Source organism: Campylobacter sp. 2018MI10 (assembly GCF_018501175.1).
GTDB lineage: Bacteria > Campylobacterota > Campylobacteria > Campylobacterales > Campylobacteraceae > Campylobacter_E.
Window position 1 is genome coordinate 1 of sequence record NZ_JAHCZD010000017.1, and the last position, 26,558, is coordinate 26,558.

A 26,558-nucleotide genomic window follows, 5' to 3' on the forward strand; every position below is an offset into this window, starting at 1 on the left:
GTTTTTACTATTAAATAAAATATTAGTTGTATTTTTAAGAGTTAATATAATTAATGTTTTTATAAAGTATTTATAAGTTTTAAATTCTTTTAATAAAAATAGCTTTTTATGTTTAGTGATTATGTTTGAGATTGTTTTATTATGGTGTGTGTTTTTAATTGTTTTTTAGTTTTTAATTTAAAGTATTGTTTGTGTTGTTTAGAGTGGGGTTGGGGGGGGGGTTATAGTATTTAATGGATTAGTGGTTTATGGTGGGGGAATAGTTTATGTATTTATAGTATATTGTTTGGTTTAAAAAATTGAAAGGTGAAAAATGAAAAAAATATTAGCTTTAATTTTATCGCTACTTGGATTATCTTCTAATATTTATGCTGATGATAATATTAATAATAAAATGTTGGTTAGAATTTCTGTTGTTGAAGTTTATCCAGAGTATCTTGATGAGTACCTTGTTATTGCAAAAGAAGTTGCTGAAGCTTCAATTGAAAAAGAAAAGGGTGTAATATCTATTTATCCAATGATGCTTGTAAAAAATAATAATATAATTAATATTTTAGAAATTTATAAAGACCAAGAATCTTATAATAAACATATTAATTCCGAACATTTTCAAAAATATAAAAAAGGCACATTGCATATGGTAAAATCTCTTGAGTTGCTTGATTCTTATCAATTAAGTGATAAAAATTTTAAAGCAATTTTTAAAAGACAATAATTTCTATATGTTTTTTAATTAAAAGTATTAAATAGATTGTGTGTTTTATAGACAAGGAGTATAATAATTTATTTTTAATATAAATTAATTTAATTAGTAATTATTATCTTAATTAATTATAGCAGTAATTTTTATAGTATTTTTAATGTATGTATGGATACTTAATTGCACTAAAATATATTATAAATATCAAAATATTATATTTTATACAGATATAATAGTCCTTATTAAACAATAGGTTTAATTAAGTGGTAATAATGAATATTTTATATAGCTAAAATTAAAATAAATTTTTCAAATTTCATTCTAATTTATTGATATATGTAAAACTAATTTTTTTATTAAATTAGTTTTACTTTATAATATTTATTTTTTTAAAATATCTTGAACGCATTCAAGTGGGGTTTTAAATATTTTATCGCAACTTTGCTTGAGAGTATTCATATCTGTGTATTCAAATAAAGTTACATAAGCATTCACTCCAGCAGCTTTAGCAGCTTCTGTATCGTTTAAAGTATCTCCTATCATATAAATTTTACTAAAGTCAAATTCTTTTTTAAGTTCGTTAATTTCAAGCATTTCAGAGCCTTTTAAACGACTTAGTGCTTTATAAATTGGTTCTGGATTTGGTTTGCAGTATTTTACTTCATCACCACCCACAACTACGCTAAAATCATCTAAAATATCAAAATCTTTTAAAATTTCTTTAGCAAAATAAACAGATTTTGTAGTTACTAATCCTACTTTAGCATTTTTACTAGCAAGTTTTACTGCTTCTTTTGCCCCATTTAAAAGACTAGTTCCATCTTTATAATATATTTTATAATTTTGTCTATATAATTTAACTATATCAGCAACTTGCTCTTTTGGCACTCCTATTGTTTCAAACATTCCTTCAGTAGACATTCCAATTAATGTTTTTATATATTCATCACTTAAATTAAAATTATAACTTTCTAAGGCTTTTCTAAGACTAGTAATTATTGGCTGGGTAGAATCTATTAAAGTTCCATCTAAATCAAAAAATATAATCATTTGTATCCTTTTTTTATTTTAAGCTTAGCAAAATAAAGCTAATTTATTGACAATTTACAAATTTAATTATAAAATCTAATTTAATTGACTTTATCAACTATTAGGAATAACATGTTTTTTAAAAAAATTACCTATGCAAATAGAAAAATCATCAGTAAAGTAAATGAAATTTTAAAGCCATTTAATATTAATGCGACTGATTGGAGAGTATTTTATTATCTTAGCTCAACAAAAAGTGCTAGTTTAAGTGAGATTTGCGAGTTTTATCAGATGGATAAGGCTATTGCGTCTAGGATTTGTAAGAAACTAGAAAAAGCAAATTATTTAGAAATTTCAAGCTCAAATGATAAAAGAGAAAAAATCATTTCACTTAGTTTAAAAGGCAAGGAATTGTTTTTTGATGCAAATATTTTAATTTCTAATTACGAAAAGCAAATTTGTGATGATTTAGATTATGCTGAATTTGGATTGTTTATTAATATGCTTGATAAAATCAATAAAAAATTATAAGGAGTTTTTATGGGATTATCCAAAAAGTATAATATTTGGAATAAGAATTTTATTTGTGTTTTTATTATTAATTTTGTTATTTGTTTAGTGTTTTTTATCACTACGATTGCTTCTACAGATTTTGCAAAAACTATATTACAATCTAGCACAGCAATAGCAGGTCTTGCTAATGGTATTTTTGTAATTGGAGCACTATTGTCAAGACTTTATTTTGGCTCAATTATTGATAATATAAACATAAAAAAAGTTATGATTATTAGTTTAGTTTTGTATTTTATACCTAATTTATATTACTTGTTTTTATCAACTAATTTTGAATTAATATTATCAAGATTGCTTGCTGGTATGTGCTATGGTGCATGCTCTTGTGCTTGTGGTGCTGCAGTAGCTAGACTAGTGCCTAGCAATAAAAGAGGAATTGGTATAGGATATTATGCAGTTAGTGTTGTATTAAGTTCTGCTATTGGACCATTTTTAGCAGTATATTTAGTGGGTAAAAATAATTTTAATTTATGTTTTATAATTTCTTTGATTAGTATATTAATAGCATTAATTTCAAGTGTAGTAATAAAAGTTAAAAGATTTAGAAAACATAAGATAAATCATGTTAAAAAATCTTTTTCAATTTTTAATTATATTGAAAAATCTGTTTTGGGTGTTGCTTATGTTGTATTTTGTATGGGTTTTGTTTATGGAGCAATTATTGCTTTTATAAGTTCTTATTCAAAAGAGCTTAATTTAATTGAAGCAGGTTCATTATTTTTTGTATTTTATGCTTGTATTAGTGTGTTTTCAAGACCAATTTCAGGTAAAGTATTTGATAAAATAGGTGCAGATTATGTAATAGTTCCTTCTATTTTGTTTTATGTAGCAAGTTTAATAATTTTAGCTTATACAAACAATTCTTTAATGATGTATTTATCGGCTATTTTTTGTGCTTTAGGATATGGAAATGCCACTTCAAGTCTTCAATCACTTGCTATAAAATTATCTCCTAAAGAGAAAATGGGCTTAGCAAATTCAACATTTTTTATAGCTTTAGATGTTGGAATGGGTATTAGTCCTTATTTGTTAGGTTTGATTGAGCCTAGTTACGGGCATTCTAGGATTTATGAAATATGTGCGGGGATAATTTTGTTTTCTTTAATATTGTATTATGCTTTTGTTATGAGAAAATCAAAAGATTTTAAAAAAGATTTAAAAGATTATGAAGATAATTTTTTAGAAAAAAATCACTCGGATATTATCATTAAAGACTAGGAGAAAATATGAAATTTAGTGGAAAAAATGTATTAATTACAGGTGCATCTAAAGGCATTGGTGCTGAAATAGCTAGAGTTTTAGCAGGATTTGGTCTAAAAGTATGGATTAATTATCGTTCAAAACCTGAACTTGCAGAGAATTTAAAACAAGAAATTGAAAAAAATGGTGGTAAAGCAGCAATTATTTGTTTTGATGCAAGTTGTGAAAGTGATTTTACAAATGCTATTAAAACAATAATTGATTGCGATGGAGAATTAAGTTATTTAGTAAATAATGCAGGAATTACAAAAGACAAATTAGTTTTAAGAATGAGTGAAGCTGATTTTGATGATGTTATAAAGGCTAATTTAAATTCAACTTTTATAGGTTGTAAAGAAGCATTTAAAGTAATGAGTAAAAAGCGTTTTGGTAGTGTTGTAAATATTAGTTCAGTTGTTGGTGAGATGGGAAATGCAGGTCAAGTAAATTATTCTGCTAGTAAAGGTGGAGTTATTGCTATGACTAAGTCTTTTGCTAAAGAAGCAGCTAGTAGAGAAGTTCGTTATAACGCAATTACTCCAGGATTTATAGAAAGTGATATGACAGATGTATTAAGCGATGAAATTAAACAAACTTATTATAAAGCAATTCCACTTGCTAGATTTGGTAAACCTAGCGAAGTTGCAAATGCAGTTGCGTTTTTATTAAGTGATTATTCTAGTTATATTACAGGTGAGATTTTAAAAGTTAATGGCGGAATGTATGTGTAATTTATTTACACTTTTTTGTAAGAATACGAGTTTAATTTTATTTTAGGAGAAAAAAATGTCTATTTTTGAAGATGTTAAAAAAGTTATTGTAGAAGAATTAGGAGCTGATGAAGCTAGTATTACACCTGATGCTAAAATTATTGAAGATTTAGGTGCAGATTCACTTGATGTAGTTGAATTAATTATGGCTTTAGAAGAAAAATTTGATATTTCTATTCCTGATGAAGATGGTCAAAAAATCGCAACAGTTAATGATATAGTAAAATACATAGAAGCAAAAAAACAATAAGGATTTAAATTGAGAAGAGTAGTAGTAACTGGCATTGGAATGATAAATGCCCTTGGGCTTGATAAAGAAAGTTCGTTTAAGGCGATTTGTGATGGAAAAAGCGGTGTTGGAGAAATTACTCTTTTTGATACCAGTGATTTAAGTGTTAAAATTGCCGCAGAAGTTAAGGATTTCGATCCTTTAACAGTATTAAATGCAAAAGATGTTAAAAAAGCTGATAGATTTATTCAACTTGGATTACACGCCGCAAAAGAAGCTATAAGTGATGCTAATTTTAAAATGGTTGATGGCGTGATTAGTGAAGTTGATTTAGATGAATTTGGAGTAGTAAGTGCAGCAGGAATTGGTGGCTTACCTAATATTGAGAAAAATTCTAATGTATGTTTGCAAAAGGGCGCAAGCAGGATTTCGCCTTTTTTCATACCTTCAGCTCTAGTTAATATGCTAGGGGGAATGGCTTCAATTGATTATAAATTGAAAGGTCCAAATTTATCTTGTGTAACTGCTTGTGCAGCAGGAACTCACGCAATTGGCGAAGCTTATAAAACAATAGTTTGCAATCAAGCAAATAAAATGTTAGTAATTGGAGCTGAATCAGCTATTTGTGCAGTAGGTATAGGTGGATTTGCTTCAATGAAAGCTTTATCTACTAAAAATGATACTCCAGAAACAGCTAGTAGTCCATTTGACGCTAGTAGAGATGGCTTTGTTATGGGAGAAGGTGCAGCTGCTCTTGTTTTAGAAGATTATGAAGATGCTAAAAAAAGAGGTGCTAGAATATATGCTGAAGTTATAGGGTTTGGTGAAAGTGCAGATGCAAATCATATAACTTCTCCAGCTTTAGATGGCCCATTAAGAGCTATGAAAAAAGCTTTATGTATGGCAAAGGGATTTGATTGCTCTGCTAATAAAATTAAAATTGATTATATTAATGCACACGGAACATCAACTCCAGCTAATGATAAAAATGAAACAGCAGCAATGAAAGAATTGTTTAAAGATGATATGCCTTTAGTAAGTTCTACAAAAGGTCAAACAGGACATTGTTTAGGTGCTGCTGGTGCTATTGAAGCAGTAATTTGTTTAATGGCTATGAGAGATAGTATAGTTCCACCTACAATAAATTATAAAAACCCTGACCCTGATTGTGATTTAGATTATGTGCCTAATGTGGCTAGAAAGCATACAATTAAAACAGCTATGAGTAATTCGTTTGGTTTTGGTGGAACGAATGCTTCAGTGATTTTTAGAAAATTGGATTAATTAAGATGGCAGCTTATTTAGATTTTGAGAAAAATATTCAACAATTAGATGAAGATATTATTAATGCTAATATTAAAGGCGATATAGAAGCAGTTAAGATTTTAAAAAAGAATTTAGAAAAAGAATTAACAAAAACCTATAAAAATTTAAGTGATTTTCAAAAGCTACAGCTAGCAAGACATCCTGATAGACCATATTCTCTTGATTATGTGAGAATAATTTTAAAAAATGCCCATGAATTACATGGAGATAGAGCATTTAGAGATGACCCTGCTATAGTTTGTTTTGCTGGTTATATTGGCGAGCAAAAAGTAATGTTAATAGGCGAACAAAAAGGTCGTGGAACAAAATATAAATTACATAGAAATTTCGGTATGCCACATCCAGAGGGTTATCGTAAGGTTTTAAGATTTGCTAAAATGGCTGAAAAATTTAAAATACCTATTGTATTTTTAGTAGATACTCCAGGTGCTTATCCTGGAGTAGGAGCTGAAGAGCGTGGTCAAAGTGAGGCAATTGCTACAAATTTATATGAATTAAGCGCTTTAAAAACGATAATTATTTCTATAGTAATTGGAGAAGGCGGAAGTGGTGGAGCTTTAGCTTTAGGTGTAGCTGATAAATTAGCTATGCTTAAAAATTCAGTGTTTTCTGTAATATCTCCTGAAGGTTGTGCTGCTATATTATGGAATGACCCAAGTAAAAGTGAAGCTGCAACAAAGGCTATGAAAATAAGTGCTGATGATTTATATGAGCAAGGATTAATAGATGATATTATAGAAGAAGGCATTGCTCATAGAAACAAAGAGATTACTGCAAATAATATACAAAATTATGTTTTAGAAAAAATAGAAGAACTAAAACCATTAAATCTTGATGAATTGGTTGCAAAAAGAATGCAAAAAATTCTCAAATTGGGTTCTTTTAATGAAGACAAATAATATTTATCCAAGTATCTTACTTGGATAATTTTAGGTTTGTATATGAAATATGTTTTTTTACTCAATATGGGTGGTGTAAATCAAATTGATGAATGTGAAGTATTTTTAAAAAATATGTTTAATGACCCAAATATTTTGGGAATAAAATCAGATTTTTTAAGAAGTCTTGTAGCATTTATGATAAGAAAATTTCGTATTAAATCTATGAAAGAAAATTATAATAAAATAGGTGGTAAAAGTCCTTTAACTAAAATCCAAAAATCTCTTTGTGATAAATTAAATTCTTTGCAAAAAGATTTTCATTTTGATTTTATATCAACTTATGTTCCGCCTTTTGCTAAAGAAGTCTTAGCTAAATATGATTTTAAAGATAATGATGAAATAATACTATTTCCTTTATATCCACATCATTCTATAACCACTACCACATCATCTTTGCAAGATTTTTATAAAAATTTTGATAAAAAAATCAATATAAAAGAAATACCTTATTTTTACCAAGATGAGCTTTATAATAATATTATTTTAAATGAGATACAAAAATATAAAAATATTGATTGTTTGATAATATCAGCACATTCTTTACCGATAAAAACTATAGAAAAGGGTGATATTTACGAAGAGCATATAAAAGAACATTTTGCTATATTAAAGGATAAATTGCAAAACGATTTTAAAGAAATTAAATTAGCTTATCAGTCAAAATTAGGACCTGTAAAATGGTTAGAACCTGCACTTAGTGATGAATTAGATAAATTAGGCAATAAAAGTGTTTTAATATATCCACTATCATTTTGTATTGATTGTTCTGAAACTATTTTAGAATTAGATATTGAATATAGACATCAGTATAAAGGTGATTATAATGTGTGTAAATGTCCAAATGATAGTGAAGATTTTGCTAAATATATCTTAAGCAAATTGGAATTTGCAAATACTAATTTAAATTATGAAAGTCAAAATAAAATTTAAGCTTAAAATGATTTTTTATAACTAATATAAATAACCTATCAAAAGAATTTCAATAATTTTACTTATTTATAATTGGTATCTTATTTATTCTTTATAATTTATATTAAGTTTTGAAATTCTTATTTCAATTTTTTAGATTTTATGGTATTTATAGATAGATTTATTTAGAGTATAAAATAGTAGTTTGGCTAAAATTAGATTTAAAAAAATAAACTTTTATTTTAAATTCCATAGTTTTTTAAGTTAAGATATATATTTTATTAAATTTTTTAAACTAATTTTAAAAGTATAAAAGATTAGAGTTTTAAGTGTTTTTTATTAGCAAAGCAAATAAAATTATAATTAAAATTGTAAAAATAACATTAAAAAATGTAAGTAGTAAATATATATCATATACAAAATGTGGCGAATTTTTAAAATACTTGATTGTAATATCGCTTAAAGTTTTATAATGGAATTTAAAGAGCTTTTAAAGTATAAAAACTAATGCACGAAAAATATGTATAATCGTTATTAAATTTTACAAAATAGGCAAAATTAAATTAATCTTGCTAAGTCCTTAAAATCATATTTTAATGATATTTTATGTAGTTTGAGTTTTTAAAAATAATATTAAGTCAAGCTTAAGCAATATATTCCATAAAAATTCATCTAACTTTAGCGAGTAAAAAAAGTTCTTGGCTTTAAATATTTTTATCTATAATTTAAAGCTAATAGTAAGTTTTTGTTATCACAATTTTGAAACGCTGCAATGGTTAAGAATATTGATTTATAAGGCAAATATTTGCTTTGTAATTTTTTATATTTTAATTTAATAAATTTAAAAATTAATAGATTTTTTCTATTCAAAAACTTATTCTGATTTATTTTTACTTAGAAGGGGATGGACACAAACTTCATTTAGTTATTCTCGTATCCTTATTGCATAATTAGTCATTATCTTTGTTTTAACATAATCTAGGTTTTTCTAACCTTTATACTTACTTATATTTATAAAAATCAAGGTAGGTTTATTAACAGCAGTTTTATATTCTAGTTGTTATTTCATTTATTTTAAGGTTAAATATTATGGAATTTAAAATAAGAATTTGTATTTGAAATTTATAATTTAAATTCCATAATTTAATATGAAAAATTACTAATAAAAGCTATTTAAAATACTATTAATTGCGTATGTTTTAAATTCTAATATTTTAGATTTTATAAATAAGTTTAGTTTTAAAATTTAGAATTTAAAATGAGAATTTGATTTTTAATACAGATTATATTTATGTTATTTTTATTAGCTGTAATACCTTTAAAACTCTTAATAACTTAGATTTAAATTTTAAAGATTTTATCTACAATACTAAAAACATTATAAAATATTTTATCATCTATGATTGAAACTTTTTTATTAATACCCTTTGCGTTTAATAATTCTATTAATTTTTCTAAATCATCTGGATTAAGCAATTCGGTGTTTATAATGCTGCTAAAGAATTTGTTTTTATAAGATAGATGTAAAATTTTGTGTGATGAAAATCTAATGTTTAAATATTCGAAATAATATTCTTTTAAATTATCATAATATATCCTTGTTTTACTAAAAAGCCTAATGATTTCAAAATACTCATCATAACAGATAATTTTTCTTATCATAAGTGGAAAAAGCATAAAACGAAAATGGTGAGGAAGGGCAAATAAAACAAATAGCAATATCACTAAATAACCATCATTCAAATACAAAGAACAAGCAAAAATTAAAATGATAAACAAGCATACAATAACATTAGGAAATAATAAAAATAGTGATTTATATATAGAAAACAATAAGCTTTTTTTAAGATTTACTATCAGAATTATTTCTTTATCATTTTGCATAATATAAGCCTTTTTTTGATAATTTAAGATTACATTATTTTAGCAATTAAATTAGTTAGCTTTAACACTAATTAAAATATATTTAAACTAAATTCTTATTTTCAATTATATAATGTTTTAATTTTTATGCTATTAAAATTGGGCTTTAATTAATGAGTAAATTGCGAGAAAATCTCGCAATTTTTTATTTAAAGTTTAGATTTTTTACATCCTCATCAACTTTTTTCATAGTTTCTGTTGGTAGAGAACCTGTTGGTGGTTTGTGATCTAGTTTTAGAGGTGCTGCTGGAATTGTTGCTGTTTTTGTTAATTCAATTTTAATTCCATAAGGAGCTAACGCATTTGCTAACTCTGCTTGTCCTTCTCTAGCTACTTCTTTACATTGACCTATAATTCTCATAAATTCTTGTGGTGAGTGGAAGCCATAGCTATTTTCACTAAATGATACGTCCCATCTAATATGTGCTTTTCTATGAGCATATTGTGCTTTTTCTATAACTTTTGAAATAGCATCATCTCTTGCTTTATCTTCAAGATTTGCAAATTCAGGAAGTTTTGCTAATTCTTCACGAGCTGTTTTTATATCAGCAATTAATGCTAATAAGTTATTTTCACAACCTCTAAGCTCATAAGCGTGGCGATTTTGAATAAAGCTAATTCTATCTTTTAATACTTGTTCGCTTTGTGGATGGCAAGTTTTGCAAGCTGCATTTATATCAGCTAATGGAGATAGTATATTGTGATTAGTTACTTTGTTTGCTCCATCTCTTTTGTATGGCATATGACAATCTGCACAAGTTACACCACTTCTATAATGTAAAGAGCTTGAATACATTTCAGCTTCTGGGTGTTGCATTTTAATTATTTTTGTTTTTGTATCTTTTTGAATGTAATCATATGGGAATTCGCCATTTGCAAATTTTTCATCATAGTATTCATCAAAATTCTCTATTTTAAATGCTTCATCTTTTTTCCATTTTGTCCATGGGAATGTTAAAGTGCTATCTTTACCTTCAAAATAATACTCAACGTGGCATTGCATACAAACATAATTTCTCATTTCTTTTCTACTAGCTTTGATACCACTTTTAGCGTCTGCTTCATAGCCTCTTAAAACCATAGCATTAACAAAAGCAGGGCGAGTTACACGAAGGCTCATATCATCTGGGTTATGACAATCTGCACAGGTTGATCCCATATGAGAGCCGTGAATTCCATCTCCGTATTTTTCTTCTACTTTTTTCATAACATCAAAATAAGGCATTTTATTCATATTTGTCCAAGCTTCTTTCATAGCTTCGCCTTTTTCACCAAATGCGTCAAAAAATCCCATTTTCTTTGCACCCATTACTTCAGTTTTACCCAGCATAAAACTTGGGCTTAATTTATCACTTTTATAAATAGCAGTTAAAAATCCAGTATGGCAATTTACACAAGCACCAGGCTGACCTTTAAATGCAGGTAATCCGTGAGCATTTAGATATTCTTTATTGTTTCTTTTTGTTTCCATTTGGTCAATTTGTGAGTAATAGTGAGTTCTTGGTTTAGAATAATCAACCGCAAAAGCATATCCATTCCAAAATGTTGTTGCAGCCGGCCAGCGAATAATCTTACTATAAGGTAAGCTTCCACCAAATGGTGTTTCAATATACTCATCTTTCATTTGTAAATAACCATCTAATTGAGCTGGGAAATTTCTACCCCATTTTGCAAAATCTGGTTCTTCATCACTAATTTCAAAAGTTTTTAATGGTTGAGTTTTACTTTCACCTTTATGTTCTGCAATGTTTGTATTAAGTGCAAATAAGCCTGCACCACCTAAAGCAGCTACCACAATAGCCGCAACATAAACTGATTTTGACATATTTTCTCCTTTTAATTATGTAAATGACCTATTGTTCTATGACAGCTAAGGCAATCAAGTGGCTCGCTATTTAATTTTGTCGTTGCATTGATTGCATTATGTGCGTAGTCTTTATGACAAGTCGCACAATTGCGATTAACATCTTCGTGTGTCATTTCGGTAGGTTCTAAATTAGGTGGATTTCCTCCTACTGTAAAATAATAGCCGTGTTTTAATCCGTGATAAGCTTTTTTAGTCCAATAAGCTACCACATCACCTTGAGGTAAATGACAATCTACGCAACCTGCATTGCTTGAATGCTCACCTTTTGCCCAACTATCATAAACATCTGTCATAATATGACATTTGCTACAGGCTTCAGGTTTAGAAGTCATCATTAAAAAGCCATCTGCTATTATAAAAGTATAAATTCCACCACCAATAAAAATCCCAATTACTATGCAAAGGGCTAATAAAAGTTTGTTTGTTGGTTTTTTCATTTATACACCTTGTGAAAATTTGAAACACTACTTTAATATAAAAAAGCTTAAAAATAATTGATGGCAATTAATATATTTTTTTAAATTTAATTTAATTTTTAAATATTTTATATTATTTTATGAATGTTTTTTCAATTTTTATTGAATTAAGAATTTTAAGTTAATTTAATGTTGATAATATTTATGCGCTTTACTTTAAAAAAAATATTAATCTTAATCAATAAGATTTTAAAGCAAATAATCTAATCTATTTTTACATTATTATTATAAGGAGAATAAATGCAAAGACGAGATTTTTTAAAGAGCACAGCAGTTGCAAGTGCAGCAGCTTGCATAAATCCTACTATTGCTTTAGCAAAAGACGAAACAAGTGAATGGACTTGGGATAAAGCAGTTTGTAGATTTTGTGGAACTGGCTGTGGTATTATGGTTGCTACTAAAAATGGCAAAATTGTAGCTACTAAGGGCGACCCTGAAGCACCTGTAAATCGTGGTTTAAATTGTATTAAAGGATATTTTAATGCAAAAATTATGTATGGAGAAGACAGACTTGTAACGCCTTTATTAAGAGTAAATGCTAAGGGCGAATTTGATAAGAACGGAAAATTTGCTCCAGTATCTTGGAAAAGAGCTTTTGATGAGATGGAAAAACATATGAAAAAAGCTTTAAAAGAGCAAGGTGTAAATGGTATAGGAATGTTTGCAAGTGGTCAGCATACTATTCAAGAAGGATATGCTGCTTCAAAATTATTTAAAGCTGGTTTTAGAAGCAATAACATAGACCCAAATGCTAGACATTGTATGGCAAGTGCTGTTATTGGTTTTATGCAAACATTTGGTATTGATGAGCCTGCAGGTTGCTATGATGATATTGAACTTACAGATACTATTATTTGTTGGGGTTCAAATATGGCTGAAATGCATCCAATTTTATGGAGCCGTGTAAGTGATAGAAAATTAAGAGACCCTGAAAAAGTAAAAATTGTAAATCTTTCAACCTATACAACAAGAACTAGCGACATTGCTGATATGGAACTTATATTTACTCCAAGTTCTGATATTGCAATATGGAATTATATTGCTAGAGAAATTGTATATAACAATCCAAAAGCAATTGATTGGGAATTTGTAAAAAATCATTGTGTATTTACAACAGGATTTGCTGATATTGGATATGGAATGAGAAATAATCCAAATCATCCAAGCTTTAGCGAAGCTGAAAAAGATACCGTTGCTAAAGAAAATGCAATCACTTTAGATAAAGATGAAGCAATAGCATTAAGTCATTTAGGTGTAAAAGATGGCGAAAAATTTGAAATGAAACATCAAGCTCAAGCAGCACTTAACTGGCAAATTCAATTTGAAGATTTCAAAAAAGCACTTGAACCTTATACATTAGATTATGTTGCAAGCGTAGCTAAAGGAAATCCTGATGAAGATATAGAAGAATTTAAGAAAAAATTAAAAGCATTAGCTGATTTATATATTGAAAAAAGTAGAAAGGTAGTAAGCTTTTGGACTATGGGCTTTAACCAACATACTCGTGGTAGTTGGGTAAATGAACTTGCATACACTGTGCATTTATTAGTAGGAAAACAAGCAAAACCAGGTGATGGAGCATTCTCTTTAACAGGTCAGCCAAGTGCTTGTGGAACAGCAAGAGAAGTTGGAACTTTCGCACACCGCTTACCTGCTGATTGGGTTGTAGCAAATCCTAAACATAGAGCTAAAAGTGAAGAGCTTTGGAAAGTTCCTGAAGGAACAATTAATGGTGTTCAAGGAAATCACTTTATGCAAATGATGAGAAATCTTGAAGATGGAAAACAAAAATTCGCATGGGTTATGGTAAATAATCCTTGGCAAAATACTGCAAATGCAAATCACTGGATAAAAGCTGCTAGAGAAAAAGATAATTTTATAGTAGTAAGTGATTGCTATCCTGGAATTAGTGCAAAAGTTGCGGACTTAATTTTACCTACAGCTATGATTTATGAAAAATGGGGAGCTTACGGAAACGCAGAAAGAAGAACTCAACATTGGAGACAACAAGTATTGCCAGTTGGCGAAGCTATGAGTGATTTATGGCAATTATTAGAGCTTAGCAAACGCTTTAAATTAAGCGAAGTTTGGAATGAAGTAAAAATTGATGAAAAGACAACATTACCAAGCGTATTAGAAAAAGCTAAAGAAATGGGATATAAAGAAGATGATACTTTATATGATGTTTTATTTGCTAATAAAGAATGTAAAGAAATTTCATTAGATGATAGTGAAAGCTTAAAAGATTGGTTAAATAGCGAAGTTAAAGGCGATAGTAGAAATGTAAAAGGTAGTGATGGCAATGTATTTAAAGGCTATAATTTCTTTATTCAAAAATATTTATGGGAAGAATATAGAAAATTCGGAGCTGGTCACGGACACGATTTAGCTAGTTTTGAAACTTATCATAAGGTAAGGGGCTTAAGATGGCCTGTTGTTGATGGTAAAGAAACTCAATGGAGATTTAATACAAAATACGATGTATATGCTAAAAAAGCAAATCCTGAAGGTGATTTTGCATTCTATGGGGATTTTGATAAATCAATTAAAAGTGGTGATTTAGTAAAACCAACAAGTGAAGAAGCAACAGCAATTACAAATAAAGCTAAGATTTTCTTTAGACCATTTATGAAAGCACCTGAAAGACCATCTGAAGAATATCCATTCTGGTTATGTACTGGTAGAGTTTTAGAGCATTGGCATAGTGGAACAATGACAATGAGAGTTCCTGAATTATTCCGTGCAGTTCCTGAAGCTATGTGCTATATTCATCCAGAAGATGCTAAAGCTTTAGGAGTTGAGCAAAGAGAATTAGTATGGATAGAATCTCGCCGTGGAAAAGTTAAAGCTCGTATTGATATGCGTGGAAGAAACAAACCACCAAGAGGTCTTGTTTATGTTCCTTGGTTTGATGAGAATGTTTATATTAATAAAGTTACATTAGATGCAACTTGTCCAATTTCAAAACAAACTGATTTTAAAAAGTGTGCAGTAAAAATAACTAAGGCGTAATATTTATGAGAAGGCAATTTTTTACAAATACTATAAAGATTTTAGCAGTTGGTGTTGGAACTTTTAGCATATTCAAATTAAACGATACACCAAAAAGTGAAAGCAAAATTGAACTTAAAAAGAGTTTTTTTCTACGCCCACCAGGAGTTGTTAGTGAAAAACATTTTTTGGCTAATTGCATTCGTTGTGCTAAATGTGTAAAAGCTTGCCCTTATAATACTTTAAGTTTAGCTAAGATAGGGGAATTTGCTAGTTTAGGAACTCCTAAATTTAGTGCAAATGAAATTCCTTGCTATTTATGCGATGATTTGCCTTGTATTAAGGCTTGTCCGACAGATGCGCTAGATAAAAGTATTAATAAAATTTCTTTAGTAAATATTGGTCGTGCAATAGTAGATGAAAGCTCTTGTGTAGCTCATTTTGGAATTCAATGTGATGCTTGCTATAGGGCGTGTCCTTTTATAGATAAAGCTTTAAAGCTTGAATATAAAAGAAATGAGCGAACTAAAAAACATGCAATGTTAGTGCCTAAGGTTGATTATGATTATTGTGTGGGTTGTGGTTTATGCGAAAAAGTTTGTATTACTAAAAAGCCAGCTATTGTTATTTTGCCTACTAGTTTTATATTGGGTGAGAGAAATGATAATTATGTTAAAGGCTGGGTTAGTGGTGATGATGAAAGATTAAAACACATAGATACTAGCAAAAAACACGATGAGAAAAAAGCTATAAATTACCTAAATGATGGAGAATTTTAATGAAGATATTAAAAAATAAATATTTGATTTTAAGAAGATTTATCCAATTAGGACTTTTAGCTTTATTTATATTACCTAGTGCTGATTTTATTTTAAAAGGAAATCTTAGCTCTTCGCTATTATTTAATAGTATTAGCTTAAGCGACCCTTTTGCGTATTTGCAAATATTTTTAGCAACTTTTACTCTTAATGTGGGATTATTTATATCTGCATTTTTAGTTTTTATTATTTATGCTTTGTTTTTAGGTCGTGCATTTTGTTCTTTTGTTTGTCCTGTTAATTTGATTACAAATTTAGCAGATTTTATCAAGCAAAACACAAGTTTTAAAAGCTCTAAGCTGACTAATTTTAAACAAAACACTAGATATTTTATATTATTTAGTATTTTGATTTTGTGTTTGATAGCAAATGAGCCAGTATTTGAAAAGTATTCTCATATAGGAATAATTACTAGGGGAATAATTTTTATGCAAACTTCGGCTATATTTGTTGCAATTATTATATTTTTACTTGATTTATTTGTGCAAAGGAATTTAGTTTGTTCGCATCTTTGTCCATTAGGTGCTTTTTATAGTTTAATTTCAAAATTTGCTATGTTAAAAGTAAGTTATGATTTAAATAAATGCACTAAATGTATGAAATGCAAAATGATTTGTCCAGAAGCTCAAGTATTATCACTTATTACAAAATATAGTGGTAATGTTAGCAATAGTGAGTGCATTAAGTGTGCTAGATGTATTGAAGTATGCGATGATGATGCACTTAATTTTAATTTAATTAATTTTTTGAAAGGAAAAAAATGAAAAAAATATTTTTAAGTTTAGCTGCTAGTAGTTTGTTGATTGCTGCTAGTGTGAGTGATACTGAAATTGGTTTAAGAAAACATTCACTAAACGATGAAACAAAATTAGAAATCAAGAATTTTACATACTCTGAAAAAGAAGCTGGAGAAGCAGAGCGTTTTGAAAGAGCTTATTTAAATGCTCCACCACAAATTCCACACAATGTAGAAGATTTTTTACCAATTACTCAAGATAATAATATGTGTCTTAGCTGTCATGATTTAGGTGCTGATAATGAGCGTGTAAAGCTTAGTATTGAAGAAGCAACTCCTATGCCAGCAAGCCATTATTATGATTTAAGAAATGAGAAAAAACTTGATTCTATATCTCAAGCAAGATATAACTGCGTTCAATGCCACGCACCACAAGCAAATATTGATAGTGGAATCAAAAACACATTTAAGCCTGATTTTAGAAATGATGAATTAGGCAAACATCGTTCAAATTTACTTGATGTAATAAATGAAGGATTAAAGTGAAAAAATTGCTATTATTTATAGCTAGTTTAGGTTTAGCAAGTGAGCTAAACCTAAATGAATTAGAATATTTAGAATATGATTGTTATATAAACTATATTAATAATGAATTTGTGGCGTGTGGCAATGATATTTATAAAAATAATGATAAGGTTTTAAGCCTTGATGATAATATTATTTTTATTGATGATTACGATAGTAGCATTTTAGCAATTAGTTCAAAAGATGGATTAAAGACTTTAAACATTTATAAAGATAATAAATTATTGAAATTTAAAATCTCAAGCGATATTAATAAGGCATTTTTATACAAAGATAAAATAATTCTTACTTCTTTAGGAAGCGAACTAATCATAAGAGATTTATCATTTAACTTAATAAAAAAAGTTCATTTTTCAAATGCAAGCATAAATGCTGCAAGTATTAATAAAGAAAAGGCAAAAATTGCTTTAGGATTTGAAAGTGGAAAAATAGTTGTTTATGATTTAAATTCTAATGATTTTATAAGCAAGGAAGTTCATAAAGATAATATTTATAATGTAGATTATAAAAAAGATAATATTATTTCTTGCTCAACTGATAGAAAAGTTATAATTAATGATGACAAATTAAATGAAATTACTAATATAGAAAGTGATAATTTAGTTTATAATTGCGCTTTAAGTGATAATTTAAACTTTGCTTATTCTTGCGATTTAGAAAATAATATTTGTATAGGTAAGGATAAAATAAATATAGGTAATTTATATCTTAATTCAATATTATTTGATAAAAATACATTAAAGCTCAATGCTTATTCAAAAATTTTATACAAAAAGGATTTTTAATGATTTCATCTTTAGTAGTTATTGCAAATGAAGAATTTGAAAACGAAATAAAAAATATAAAAGATGCCAACATAGAGCAAGTAATTGATAAAAAATTTATCGTTTTAATTGAAGCTAGTGATTTTGACAATACTTTAGCAACTTTTAATGCCATTAAGCGATTAGATAGTGTTATAGATGTTAATATGGCTTTTAGTGAAGCTAGTGAATTTGATTTAGAAATTAACGCTCAAAAAATAGCAGATAAAGTAAATGCTTTAGGCAATGCAGAGAATATTGAGTATTATGGAAACATTTATAATAAATATTAATAATTTAACTCGTAATTTTTTTATATTTTTATCTTTTAATATAAAATTCTTATAAGTATTATAATTTTAGATTATAATACTTACTCACATTTTTAATTAGATTAAAAAATTAATTTATTTTTAAGGAGAAGCTATGAATAAGCTTTTATGGATAGTTGTTGCTATTCTTGGAGCATTTTGTATGGGCGTTATTGCTTTAAATAATGGCGAAACAATAAATGCTGCTTGGATAGTTGTAGCTGCTGTTTGTATTTATACAATCGGCTATAGATTTTATGCTTTGTTTATAGAAACTAAGCTTTGCGGCGTTGATGCTACTAAGATTACTCCTGCTGTAGCACTTAATGATGGAAAAGACTTTGTTCCTACAAACAAATATGTTTTATTTGGCCATCACTTTGCTGCAATTGCAGGTGCAGGACCACTTGTTGGACCAATCCTAGCAGCTCAAATGGGATATTTGCCTAGTGTATTATGGATATTAATTGGTGGCGTTTTAGTTGGTAGCGTGCATGATTTTGTTGTGCTTTTTGTATCAAGCAGACGCGGTGGAAAAAGTCTTGGCGAAATGATTAAAGACGAGATGGGGAATTTCGTTGGTGTTGTTTCTATGATAGGAATTTTTCTTATTATGTTAATTATCATTGCTATTTTAGCTATGGTTGTTGTAAAAGCTTTAGCACATTCTCCTTGGGGGACATTTACAATAGCTTCAACAATTCCTATTGCTATTTTTATGGGAATTTATATGAGATTTATTCGCCCAGGTGCAGTCGGAGAAGCTAGTATAATTGGCTTTGTTTTACTTATGATAGCTTTATATTTAGGAAAAGTTGTATCAAACGACCCTGATTTAGCAAGACATTTTGATTTTAGCGTTCTTGAACTTAGCTTTATAATGATGGGCTATGGAATGATAGCTGCGATTTTACCGGTTTGGTTTTTACTTGCACCAAGAGATTATCTTTCAACATTTTTAAAAATCGGTGTAATTTTGATAATGGCTATTTGTGTTGTTTTAGTTTCTCCTGAAATTAAAATGGCAAAAGTTACACATTTTATAGATGGCACAGGCCCTGTGTTTGCAGGTGGATTATTTCCATTTTTATTCATAAATATTGCTTGTGGGGCGATTTCAGGCTTTCACGCATTAATTTCTAGTGGAACAAGTCCAAAAATGCTAGAAAATGAAACACAAGCAAAAATGGTAGGCTATGGTTCAATGCTAATGGAGAGTGCGGTTGCTATTATGGCTTTAATTGCTGCTTGTATACTTCAACCTGGAGTATATTTTGCAATAAATTCAGCACCAGCAATTATAGGCACGACACTTGAGAGTGCGAGTGCAGCTATTAGTGCTTGGGGATTTAGCGTAACTCCTGCTGATATTCAAACACTTGCTAATGATATAGGCGAGAGCACTATATTAAGTAGAACAGGTGGAGCACCTACATTTGCAATAGGCTTATCATTAATTATTCACGAGCTAATCGGTGGAAAGGAAATGATGGCATTTTGGTATCACTTCGCTATTTTATTTGAAGCATTATTTATCTTAACAGCGGTTGATGCGGGAACTAGAACTTGTAGATTTATGGTTCAAGATATGTTAGGAAATGTTTATAAGCCACTTGCAAACACAAGTAATTTAGGAGCAAATATATTCGCTACTTTAATTTGTGTTGCTGGATGGGGCTGGTTCTTATATGGTGGTGCTATTGACCCACTTGGTGGAATTTATTCACTTTGGTCGCTTTTTGGCGTATCAAATCAACTTTTAGCAGTAGTTGCTATGTTTTTATGTGGCTCTGTATTTATTAAAATGGGAAAAAGAAAGTATATCTTAGCTATTGTTTTACCTGCGCTTTTTGTAATCTCAACTACATTTACAGCAGGTATTGCAAAGGTATTACCACAAAGTGAAAGCAAAATCGCAAACTCAATTTCTCACGTAGCAACAGCTCAAATTAATTTTGCTAAAGCTGATGAATTATTAGTAAAAATTAATGCAGGAGATAATAGTGAAGCGACTTTAAAAGAATTTAATAAAGCTAAACAAGTGGCACATTCTAATGTAGTAAATGCTATTTTAACGATTTTCTTCTTATTAGTTACCATAATAGTTGGAATTAAATTCGTTCTAATTTGGAAAGAAAGTTATTCTAATAGGTTTAGCATTCCACTTAAAGAAGTGGTTTATGAAAAAGCAGCTTCGTGAGTTTTTTTACGCAATGCTTGGAGCACCTGATTATGAAAAATATTTAGAGCATTTTAAGAAAATGCACCCTGATAAAACTCCTTTAACTAAAAAGGAGTTTTTCATAGAACAAACAAGCAAGCGTAAAACAAAATGCTGATAAATTTAAGTAGCTAGTTAGCTAATACAAATTATCTTTATTAGCACATATTTTTATCTTTTTTTTATAATTTTATTTTTAAAAATCTTGAATAATTATTAAATAATTTTAATCCATTAACTTCTTGTTAGCGGGGGGGGGTATTACAATAGCTCTTTTATTTAATCAAAGGAGTCATTATGGACAAAAGTTCTTATTTAATGTTGCTTGATAATAAAATATCAAGCGAGCAAAAGTTTATGCTAAGCAATAAACTTGACAGCTTAAGTGAAGAAAAATTTAAAAATCTTTCTTGTATTAATTACAAACACCCTATATTGGCAATGAATTTAGGGTTTTTCTTCGGGATATTAGGTATTGATAGGTTTTATCAAGGTAATAGGTCTTTAGGTTTTTTAAAATTAGGAATATTTTTAATAGGCTTAATTAGTGTATTTCTTTTTATAGGGATATTTATTTTATGGGCTTTATATATTTATGTTTTAATAGATATTTATTTTGTATATAAAGCAATTCAACAAAGTAATTATCAAAAAATTTTACAAGCTATAGGCTAAGTAATAATTGGTTTTCAATACCAAATAACGGCAAAATTAGTGCAAAAGATAATAGCAAAGAACAGAATTATTAAAAGCTAAATAATTTGTAAGATTAAATATTGCAAAGTTATTTTGCCTATATTTTGCCTTTAATCCATTTTAAAATTAAAAATAAAGAAAATAAAATTAAAGGAAAAAAATGAAAAAAAAGAAAAATATCGGTATTGGTGTTATTGTAGGTTTAATAGCTGCTAGTTTATTTAGCACTAAGGTATTTACTCTTATGTTGTATTTAAAGAATCCTAATAACCCTTATAACTCGTTGAAAAATATTGAAGCAACAATTAACTTAGTAAAAAGTGTAGGGGAATTTGATAAATTTATATCGCAAGAGCGTTTGGCATTAGAACTATATGCTTCTTATGGTTTAACTTTTATCTTAGGATTTGTAATAGCGTTAATAGCATTATATTTTATGCAAAAAGCTAAGAATAAAAATAAAATACAAAACTGATTTAATATTTTTATCTTAAAGTTATAAAAACATTAAGCTCTATTATTTTTATAACAAAGCTTAATGTATAAATAAAAATTAAAATTATGATTAGACTAATTTTTTAAATACTAGAATTTAAAATCATCAAGAAGTTAAATAAATATCAAACTATAACTTTTTTTAAGATGAATTAGCAAGCATAAAATACTAATAAGCTAAGTATTTTTATAGGTTTTTGTTTATAAAAACCATTGTAAAATCCTTTTAAAAATAATATTATATAAAAAATAATTTTAAGGATTAATATGAAAAAACCAACAAAAGCACAAATGCAATTAATTAAAAAATTACCATTTAAATACCAAATAATTGCTTTAATTATTTTTTTAGTAGTTGCAAATTTTTCTTATTTTACTTCTTTTACTAAAGAGTATTCACTAGAAAAAGTAAGTGATGGAGATACTATAGTTTTGCTTAGCAAAGGAGAAAAAATCAAAGTGAGATTTTATGGTATAGATGCACCAGAAAGCGCTCAAGAATACGGGCAATTTTGTAAAAATATGCTAAGTGATTTTCTTAAAAATAAAGATATTAAGTTAGAGATTAAAGACAAAGATAAATATGGACGGGTTGTAGGCATTGTCTATGCTAATGGCGAAGATATAAATAAAGCAATGGTAAGAAATGGTTGTGCGTGGTCGTATCAAAACTATACGAAAAAATATTTAGATGATGAAAAATACGCAAGAGCCAATAAATTAGGATTATGGCAAGGTAAAAATCCACAAAATCCAAGAGAATTTAGATTAGAGCATAAAAGAGATTGATTAGCAAATCTTTTATGTTATCTTTAGATTTTATTTTAACTTAAGGAGAAAGCTATGGGATTTTTTGATAAACTCAAAGCAGCTTGTGGTATTCCTGATTATGAAGCTTATTTAAGAGAACATAAGGAAAAATACCCAAATGAAGAGCCTTTAAGCAAAGAAGAATTTTTAAAGCGTGAGAAAGAGCGTTTAAATTCTAATTGTGCTTGAGGTTAATTAAGAAGCAAGTTTGCTTATACAAGATTAAGGACAAGCAATGTTTAAAAAGCTTAAAGCATTTTTTAAAACAAAAACTCAAAGCTATGAAAAATATTTAGCTGAATGTGAAAAAACAGGCGAAAAGCCAAAAAGCGAAGAAGAATTTAAAACGATTAAAAAAAGTTGTTGATTATTTAAAAGAAGCTAGTTTAGTTTTACAAATTAATTTAAAATAATTCCTATTTTAAAATTAAAATAGGAATTATAAATATTAAAATCTTCTAAAAATTGTTGCTAAAATCCCACCTGAAATATTGTGCCACACGCTAAATAAAGCAGCCACAACAGCAGCTAAAGGATAAGCAGCAAAATGAGTAGTTGCTAGTGAAGCAGCTAAGCCTGAGTTTTGCATTCCTACTTCTATTGCTAGAGTTTTTTGTTTTGCTAATTCTAATTTAAAGATTTTTCCCGCAAAAAAGCCTAAAAGATAGCCTAAGACATTATGAAGCATTACAACTACTAAAATAATGCCTAAATTATCTAAGATTTTTGTTGCGTTTGCACCAACTACGCTCATTACTATAGCTACAATTCCAAAGGTTGAAATAAGTGGCAAAGTATCTTGTAATTTTTCAGTAATTTTAGGTAAAAACTTATGAGCTAAAACACCTAATAAAATAGGAATAATTATTACTTGAATAATGCTAACAAACATTGAAATAGCGTTAATATCAATGCTTTTTCCAACTAATAAATAAGTAATAAATGGAGTAATTATCGGAGCTAAAATCGTAGTGCAGCTTGTAATACTAACTGATAAAGCAACATCAGCTTTTGCTAGGTAGCTAATCACATTTGAGCTAGTGCCACCAGGACAAGCACCAACTAAAGCAACACCTATTGCTAAAGCACTATCAAGTTTGAAAACAAAAATCAAAACAAAAGCTATAAAAGGCATTATTATAAATTGTGCAAAAATACCTATAATCACATCTTTAGGTCTTAAAAATAATTCCTTAAAATCACTAGCTCTAACGCTAAGCCCCATTCCAAACATAATAATTCCAAGCAAATAATTAACATAACTTGTCTTAATGATATTAGAAATACTTGGATAAAACAAAGCAAAAGCAGTGCAAACTAAAACCAAAATAGCTAAATTTTTTGAAATAAAATCGCTAATTTTTTTCATAAAATCTCCTTTAAAAAACACGAAATTTATTAAATTAAACTTTAAAGTAAATTAAAAATGAAAATTAGTTTTTTATTAGTTTTATTAATTATTCTTTTGATAACATAAAGGCAAAATCAAAGGTAGAAAATATGAAAAAAATAATAGTAGTAGATACTTTAAATGTGCTATTTCGCTCTTATTATGCGATGAGGAATTTAAAAAGTGCAAAAGATGAAAAACCAATAGGAATGATATTTGGTTTATTAAATTTTATGTTAAAAATTGTTGAAGAAATTGAATGTGATTATGTAGTTTTTGCACTAGATAGCTCGGGCGGGTCATTTAGAAAAGAGCTTTTGCCTGATTATAAGGCTAATAGAAAAGAATTAGAGCCTGAATTAAAAGAGCAAATTCCAGTATGTATCGAGCTTATTAAAAAATCAGGATTTTTATCAATAGAAATTCCTAATTATGAAGCTGATGATATTATTGCTAGTGTTAGTAAGTTTGCTAAGCAACAAGGCTTATTTACTAGCATTTATTCAACCGATAAAGACCTTTATCAATTGCTTGATGATAATAATACCGAGTTAATTGGTAAGAATTATGAGATTATAAACGAGTTAGCTTGTATTGAGAAATTTGGCGTTAAGCCTTATCAAATGCTTGATTATTTAACCTTAGTAGGCGATAGTGCTGATAATTTTAAAGGTATTCCTGGTATTGGACCAGTTGCTGCTAAAAAATTATTAAACGAATACGATAGCCTTGATAATGTATATAAAAATCTAAATGTATTAGGTAATAAAAGTTCTCAAAAAAAATTAGCCGAACATAAAGATGATGCAGTTTTATCTAAAAAATTAGCAAAATTAGTTGATGATTTGCCTTTAGGAGATTTTCTAAGCAAGGCTAGTAAGCCAAGTATTAATATATTTAATAATATTGAAGATGAATTAAGAGAATTTGAATTATTTAAATTCTTAAAATTTATAGATAAACAAAACGAGATAAAAGAAGAAAAACAAGTAAGCTTAAAATATACAAAAACCTTATTAGATGATAAAGAAGAATTATTTAAGATTATAGACAATTTAGGTGATGAGGTTGGATTTGACACCGAAACAACAGGGCTTAATTATGATGATAAGATAGTTGGATTTTCGTTTTGCAATCAAGATAAAAGCTATTATGTTCCAATACTACATAAAAATGCAAAAAATATTGCTAAAGAAGATGCTATAAAAGCTATAAATAAGATATTTGAAAAAGTAATAATAGGTCATAATTTAAAATTTGATTTAAAAATGCTGAAAAATGACTTAGGTATTTCATATCCAAAGAAATTTAAAGATAGTATGATAGCTGCTTGGCTAATTGATTCAAGTTCTAAATACTCACTTGATTATCTTGCTAAGGAGTATTTTGATTATACTTGTTTAGCTTATGAAGAAGTAGTTAAAAAGGGCGAAAATTTTAGCGATATTGATACCAAATTAGCTTGTGAATATGCAAGCGAAGATGCGTTTATAACTAAAGCAATTTATGAACACGCTTTTAAAAACTTAGATGATGAACGCAAAAAAGAATTTGATTTTGAATGTGAGTTTATTAAAGTTTTAATTTCTTTAGAAAATAATGGAATTACACTAAATAAAGAAAAATTATTAAATCTTCAAAATATATTAGAGCTTAATTTAAAAGAATTAGAAAATCAGATATTTAATATGGTTGGCTTAAGCTTTAATTTAAATTCTCCAAAGCAACTTAAAGAGATTTTATATGATAAATTAAAACTACCTGATAATCATAAAGGCTCAACTAATGAAGCAGCCTTACAAAGCATAGAGCATCCTATTGCTGAATTGATTTTAGAATATAGAACCGCTAGCAAAGTCCTTAGCACCTATGTTTTACCATTGCTTGAGTTAAATATAAATAATCAAGAGAATTTCAAAGTGCGTTCAAACTTTTTACAAACAGGCACAGCAACAGGAAGACTTAGCTCAAACAATCCAAATCTACAAAATATCCCTGCTAGAAGCAAATACGCAAGTTATTTAAAAGAAGCTTTTATCCCGCAAACTGGTTATTCATTTATTAGTCTTGATTATTCTCAAATTGAGCTTAGAATGTTGGCTCATTTTAGCCAAGATGAAAATTTATTAAAAGCATTTTTATTTGATGAAGACATTCATACAAGAACTGCTATTGAGATTTTTGGCACGAGCGATAAAGATAAAAGAAATTATGCAAAAAGCATAAATTTTGGTCTAATTTATGGAATGGGTGCTAGAAGACTTAGTGAAGAGTTAAAAATACCATATAGCGATGCTAGTGATTATATTAAAAAATATTTTGCTTCTTTTAGTTTGATTAAAGAATATTTTGAAAATACAAAAAAACAAACAAAAGACTTAGGTTATATCAAAACGCTTTTAGGTAGGAAAAGATTTTTCAAATATACAAATGATATTAAGATAAATAATGCAAACGATAGAGAATGTATAAATAGCATTTTGCAAGGTTCGGCAGCAGATTTAATTAAATTAGCTATGATTAAGATTTATCCATATTTGAGTGAAAATGCAAAATTGATATTGCAAATTCACGATGAATTAATTTTTGAAGTAAAAGATGAATATGTATTAGAATTTTCAAAAATAGCTCAAAATATAATGGAAAATGCTTATGGTTTAAAAGTTAAATTAAAAACGAGTTTGAGTGTTGGGAAAAGTTGGGATAAATTAAAATAAAGG

27 protein-coding genes are annotated in these 26,558 nt (G+C 27.9%); 22 read left to right on the plus strand and 5 right to left on the minus strand.

The window, feature by feature from the left end:
* Positions 1 to 313: 313 nt before the first annotated feature.
* Complete coding sequence (locus tag KJR01_RS07740; RefSeq protein WP_214118262.1) at positions 314 to 715, plus strand: putative quinol monooxygenase; 402 nt, start codon at positions 314 to 316, stop codon at positions 713 to 715.
* A gap of 366 nt (positions 716 to 1,081) precedes the next feature.
* Here the strand turns inward: KJR01_RS07740 and KJR01_RS07745 are convergent, their stop codons facing one another.
* Positions 1,082 to 1,750: an HAD family hydrolase gene (locus tag KJR01_RS07745; protein ID WP_214118264.1), complete on the minus strand. Its 669-nt coding sequence runs from the start codon at positions 1,748 to 1,750 to the stop codon at positions 1,082 to 1,084.
* A 111-nt stretch (positions 1,751 to 1,861) separates the two neighbouring features.
* Between KJR01_RS07745 and KJR01_RS07750 the strand changes: the two genes are divergently transcribed.
* Genes KJR01_RS07750 through hemH form a run of 7 tightly spaced genes read left to right on the plus strand, consistent with a single transcriptional unit; the run spans position 1,862 to position 7,737 of the window.
* Complete coding sequence (locus tag KJR01_RS07750; RefSeq protein WP_214118266.1) at positions 1,862 to 2,260, plus strand: MarR family winged helix-turn-helix transcriptional regulator; 399 nt, start codon at positions 1,862 to 1,864, stop codon at positions 2,258 to 2,260.
* Positions 2,261 to 2,269: 9 nt separating this feature from the next.
* Positions 2,270 to 3,520, plus strand: a complete 1,251-nt coding sequence (locus KJR01_RS07755; RefSeq protein ID WP_214118268.1) for an MFS transporter — start codon at positions 2,270 to 2,272, stop codon at positions 3,518 to 3,520.
* Between the two features lie 8 nt (positions 3,521 to 3,528).
* A complete protein-coding gene (gene fabG, locus KJR01_RS07760; RefSeq protein ID WP_214118270.1) occupies positions 3,529 to 4,272 on the plus strand; it encodes a 3-oxoacyl-ACP reductase FabG in 744 nt (247 codons plus the stop codon).
* A 55-nt stretch (positions 4,273 to 4,327) separates the two neighbouring features.
* Entirely contained in the window at positions 4,328 to 4,561 is a 234-nt protein-coding gene (acpP, locus tag KJR01_RS07765) for an acyl carrier protein (protein WP_214118272.1), read from the plus strand.
* Between the two features lie 9 nt (positions 4,562 to 4,570).
* Positions 4,571 to 5,824 carry a beta-ketoacyl-ACP synthase II gene (locus KJR01_RS07770; protein WP_214118274.1) on the plus strand — a complete coding sequence of 418 codons (1,254 nt, stop codon included), beginning with the start codon at positions 4,571 to 4,573 and terminating at the stop codon, positions 5,822 to 5,824.
* Between the two features lie 5 nt (positions 5,825 to 5,829).
* Positions 5,830 to 6,765 carry an acetyl-CoA carboxylase carboxyltransferase subunit alpha gene (locus KJR01_RS07775; protein ID WP_214118277.1) on the plus strand — a complete coding sequence of 312 codons (936 nt, stop codon included), beginning with the start codon at positions 5,830 to 5,832 and terminating at the stop codon, positions 6,763 to 6,765.
* 42 nt (positions 6,766 to 6,807) lie between these two features.
* Positions 6,808 to 7,737, plus strand: coding sequence for a ferrochelatase (gene hemH / locus KJR01_RS07780; RefSeq protein WP_214118279.1), 930 nt, complete (start codon positions 6,808 to 6,810; stop codon positions 7,735 to 7,737).
* 1,320 nt (positions 7,738 to 9,057) lie between these two features.
* Here hemH and KJR01_RS07785 read toward each other — a convergent pair.
* From KJR01_RS07785 to nrfH, 3 genes are all read right to left on the minus strand, one after another.
* Entirely contained in the window at positions 9,058 to 9,600 is a 543-nt protein-coding gene (locus tag KJR01_RS07785; RefSeq protein WP_214118281.1) for a hypothetical protein, read from the minus strand.
* Positions 9,601 to 9,784: 184 nt separating this feature from the next.
* Positions 9,785 to 11,464, minus strand: a complete 1,680-nt coding sequence (locus tag KJR01_RS07790) for an ammonia-forming cytochrome c nitrite reductase subunit c552 (protein WP_214118283.1) — start codon at positions 11,462 to 11,464, stop codon at positions 9,785 to 9,787.
* A gap of 11 nt (positions 11,465 to 11,475) precedes the next feature.
* Positions 11,476 to 11,943 carry a cytochrome c nitrite reductase small subunit gene (gene nrfH / locus KJR01_RS07795; protein WP_214118286.1) on the minus strand — a complete coding sequence of 156 codons (468 nt, stop codon included), beginning with the start codon at positions 11,941 to 11,943 and terminating at the stop codon, positions 11,476 to 11,478.
* Positions 11,944 to 12,222: 279 nt separating this feature from the next.
* On the opposite strand from nrfH, the gene napA reads away from it, so the two are divergent.
* From napA to KJR01_RS10410, 13 genes are all read left to right on the plus strand, one after another.
* On the plus strand, positions 12,223 to 14,994 hold the full coding sequence (napA, locus tag KJR01_RS07800; RefSeq protein WP_214118288.1) for a periplasmic nitrate reductase subunit alpha: 2,772 nt from the start codon (positions 12,223 to 12,225) through the stop codon (positions 14,992 to 14,994).
* Between the two features lie 5 nt (positions 14,995 to 14,999).
* Positions 15,000 to 15,752, plus strand: a complete 753-nt coding sequence (gene napG, locus KJR01_RS07805) for a ferredoxin-type protein NapG (protein ID WP_214118289.1) — start codon at positions 15,000 to 15,002, stop codon at positions 15,750 to 15,752.
* Entirely contained in the window at positions 15,752 to 16,555 is an 804-nt protein-coding gene (napH, locus tag KJR01_RS07810) for a quinol dehydrogenase ferredoxin subunit NapH (RefSeq protein ID WP_214118290.1), read from the plus strand. The genes napG and napH overlap by 1 nt, the downstream gene beginning before the upstream one ends.
* The gene (locus KJR01_RS07815; protein ID WP_214118292.1) at positions 16,552 to 17,073 is read left to right on the plus strand and encodes a nitrate reductase cytochrome c-type subunit; all 522 of its coding nucleotides are present in this window, start codon (positions 16,552 to 16,554) and stop codon (positions 17,071 to 17,073) included. The genes napH and KJR01_RS07815 overlap by 4 nt, the downstream gene beginning before the upstream one ends.
* A complete protein-coding gene (locus KJR01_RS07820) occupies positions 17,070 to 17,897 on the plus strand; it encodes a WD40 repeat domain-containing protein (protein ID WP_214118300.1) in 828 nt (275 codons plus the stop codon). Before KJR01_RS07815 ends, KJR01_RS07820 begins: the two co-directional genes overlap by 4 nt.
* Positions 17,897 to 18,208, plus strand: coding sequence for a chaperone NapD (locus tag KJR01_RS07825; protein ID WP_214118302.1), 312 nt, complete (start codon positions 17,897 to 17,899; stop codon positions 18,206 to 18,208). Before KJR01_RS07820 ends, KJR01_RS07825 begins: the two co-directional genes overlap by 1 nt.
* Before the next feature lie 133 nt (positions 18,209 to 18,341).
* Entirely contained in the window at positions 18,342 to 20,426 is a 2,085-nt protein-coding gene (locus KJR01_RS07830) for a carbon starvation CstA family protein (protein WP_214118304.1), read from the plus strand.
* Positions 20,407 to 20,565, plus strand: coding sequence for a CstA-like transporter-associated (seleno)protein (locus KJR01_RS07835; RefSeq protein WP_214118306.1), 159 nt, complete (start codon positions 20,407 to 20,409; stop codon positions 20,563 to 20,565). Before KJR01_RS07830 ends, KJR01_RS07835 begins: the two co-directional genes overlap by 20 nt.
* Positions 20,566 to 20,744: 179 nt before the next feature.
* The gene (locus tag KJR01_RS07840) at positions 20,745 to 21,122 is read left to right on the plus strand and encodes an NINE protein (protein ID WP_214118308.1); all 378 of its coding nucleotides are present in this window, start codon (positions 20,745 to 20,747) and stop codon (positions 21,120 to 21,122) included.
* A 181-nt stretch (positions 21,123 to 21,303) separates the two neighbouring features.
* Positions 21,304 to 21,618 (plus strand): hypothetical protein, encoded by a 315-nt coding sequence (locus KJR01_RS07845; protein ID WP_214118310.1) that lies wholly within the window; start codon positions 21,304 to 21,306, stop codon positions 21,616 to 21,618.
* Positions 21,619 to 21,905: 287 nt separating this feature from the next.
* Positions 21,906 to 22,427 (plus strand): thermonuclease family protein, encoded by a 522-nt coding sequence (locus KJR01_RS07850; protein ID WP_250325170.1) that lies wholly within the window; start codon positions 21,906 to 21,908, stop codon positions 22,425 to 22,427.
* A gap of 54 nt (positions 22,428 to 22,481) precedes the next feature.
* Complete coding sequence (locus tag KJR01_RS07855; RefSeq protein ID WP_214118312.1) at positions 22,482 to 22,637, plus strand: CstA-like transporter-associated (seleno)protein; 156 nt, start codon at positions 22,482 to 22,484, stop codon at positions 22,635 to 22,637.
* 46 nt (positions 22,638 to 22,683) lie between these two features.
* Positions 22,684 to 22,815 (plus strand): hypothetical protein, encoded by a 132-nt coding sequence (locus KJR01_RS10410; protein ID WP_275591981.1) that lies wholly within the window; start codon positions 22,684 to 22,686, stop codon positions 22,813 to 22,815.
* An 81-nt stretch (positions 22,816 to 22,896) separates the two neighbouring features.
* Here KJR01_RS10410 and KJR01_RS07860 read toward each other — a convergent pair whose 3' ends face one another.
* The gene (locus KJR01_RS07860) at positions 22,897 to 23,817 is read right to left on the minus strand and encodes a bile acid:sodium symporter family protein (RefSeq protein ID WP_214118314.1); all 921 of its coding nucleotides are present in this window, start codon (positions 23,815 to 23,817) and stop codon (positions 22,897 to 22,899) included.
* 131 nt (positions 23,818 to 23,948) lie between these two features.
* Between KJR01_RS07860 and polA the strand changes: the two genes are divergently transcribed.
* Positions 23,949 to 26,555: a DNA polymerase I gene (polA, locus tag KJR01_RS07865; protein ID WP_214118316.1), complete on the plus strand. Its 2,607-nt coding sequence runs from the start codon at positions 23,949 to 23,951 to the stop codon at positions 26,553 to 26,555.
* The last annotated feature ends 3 nt before the right edge of the window (positions 26,556 to 26,558 follow it).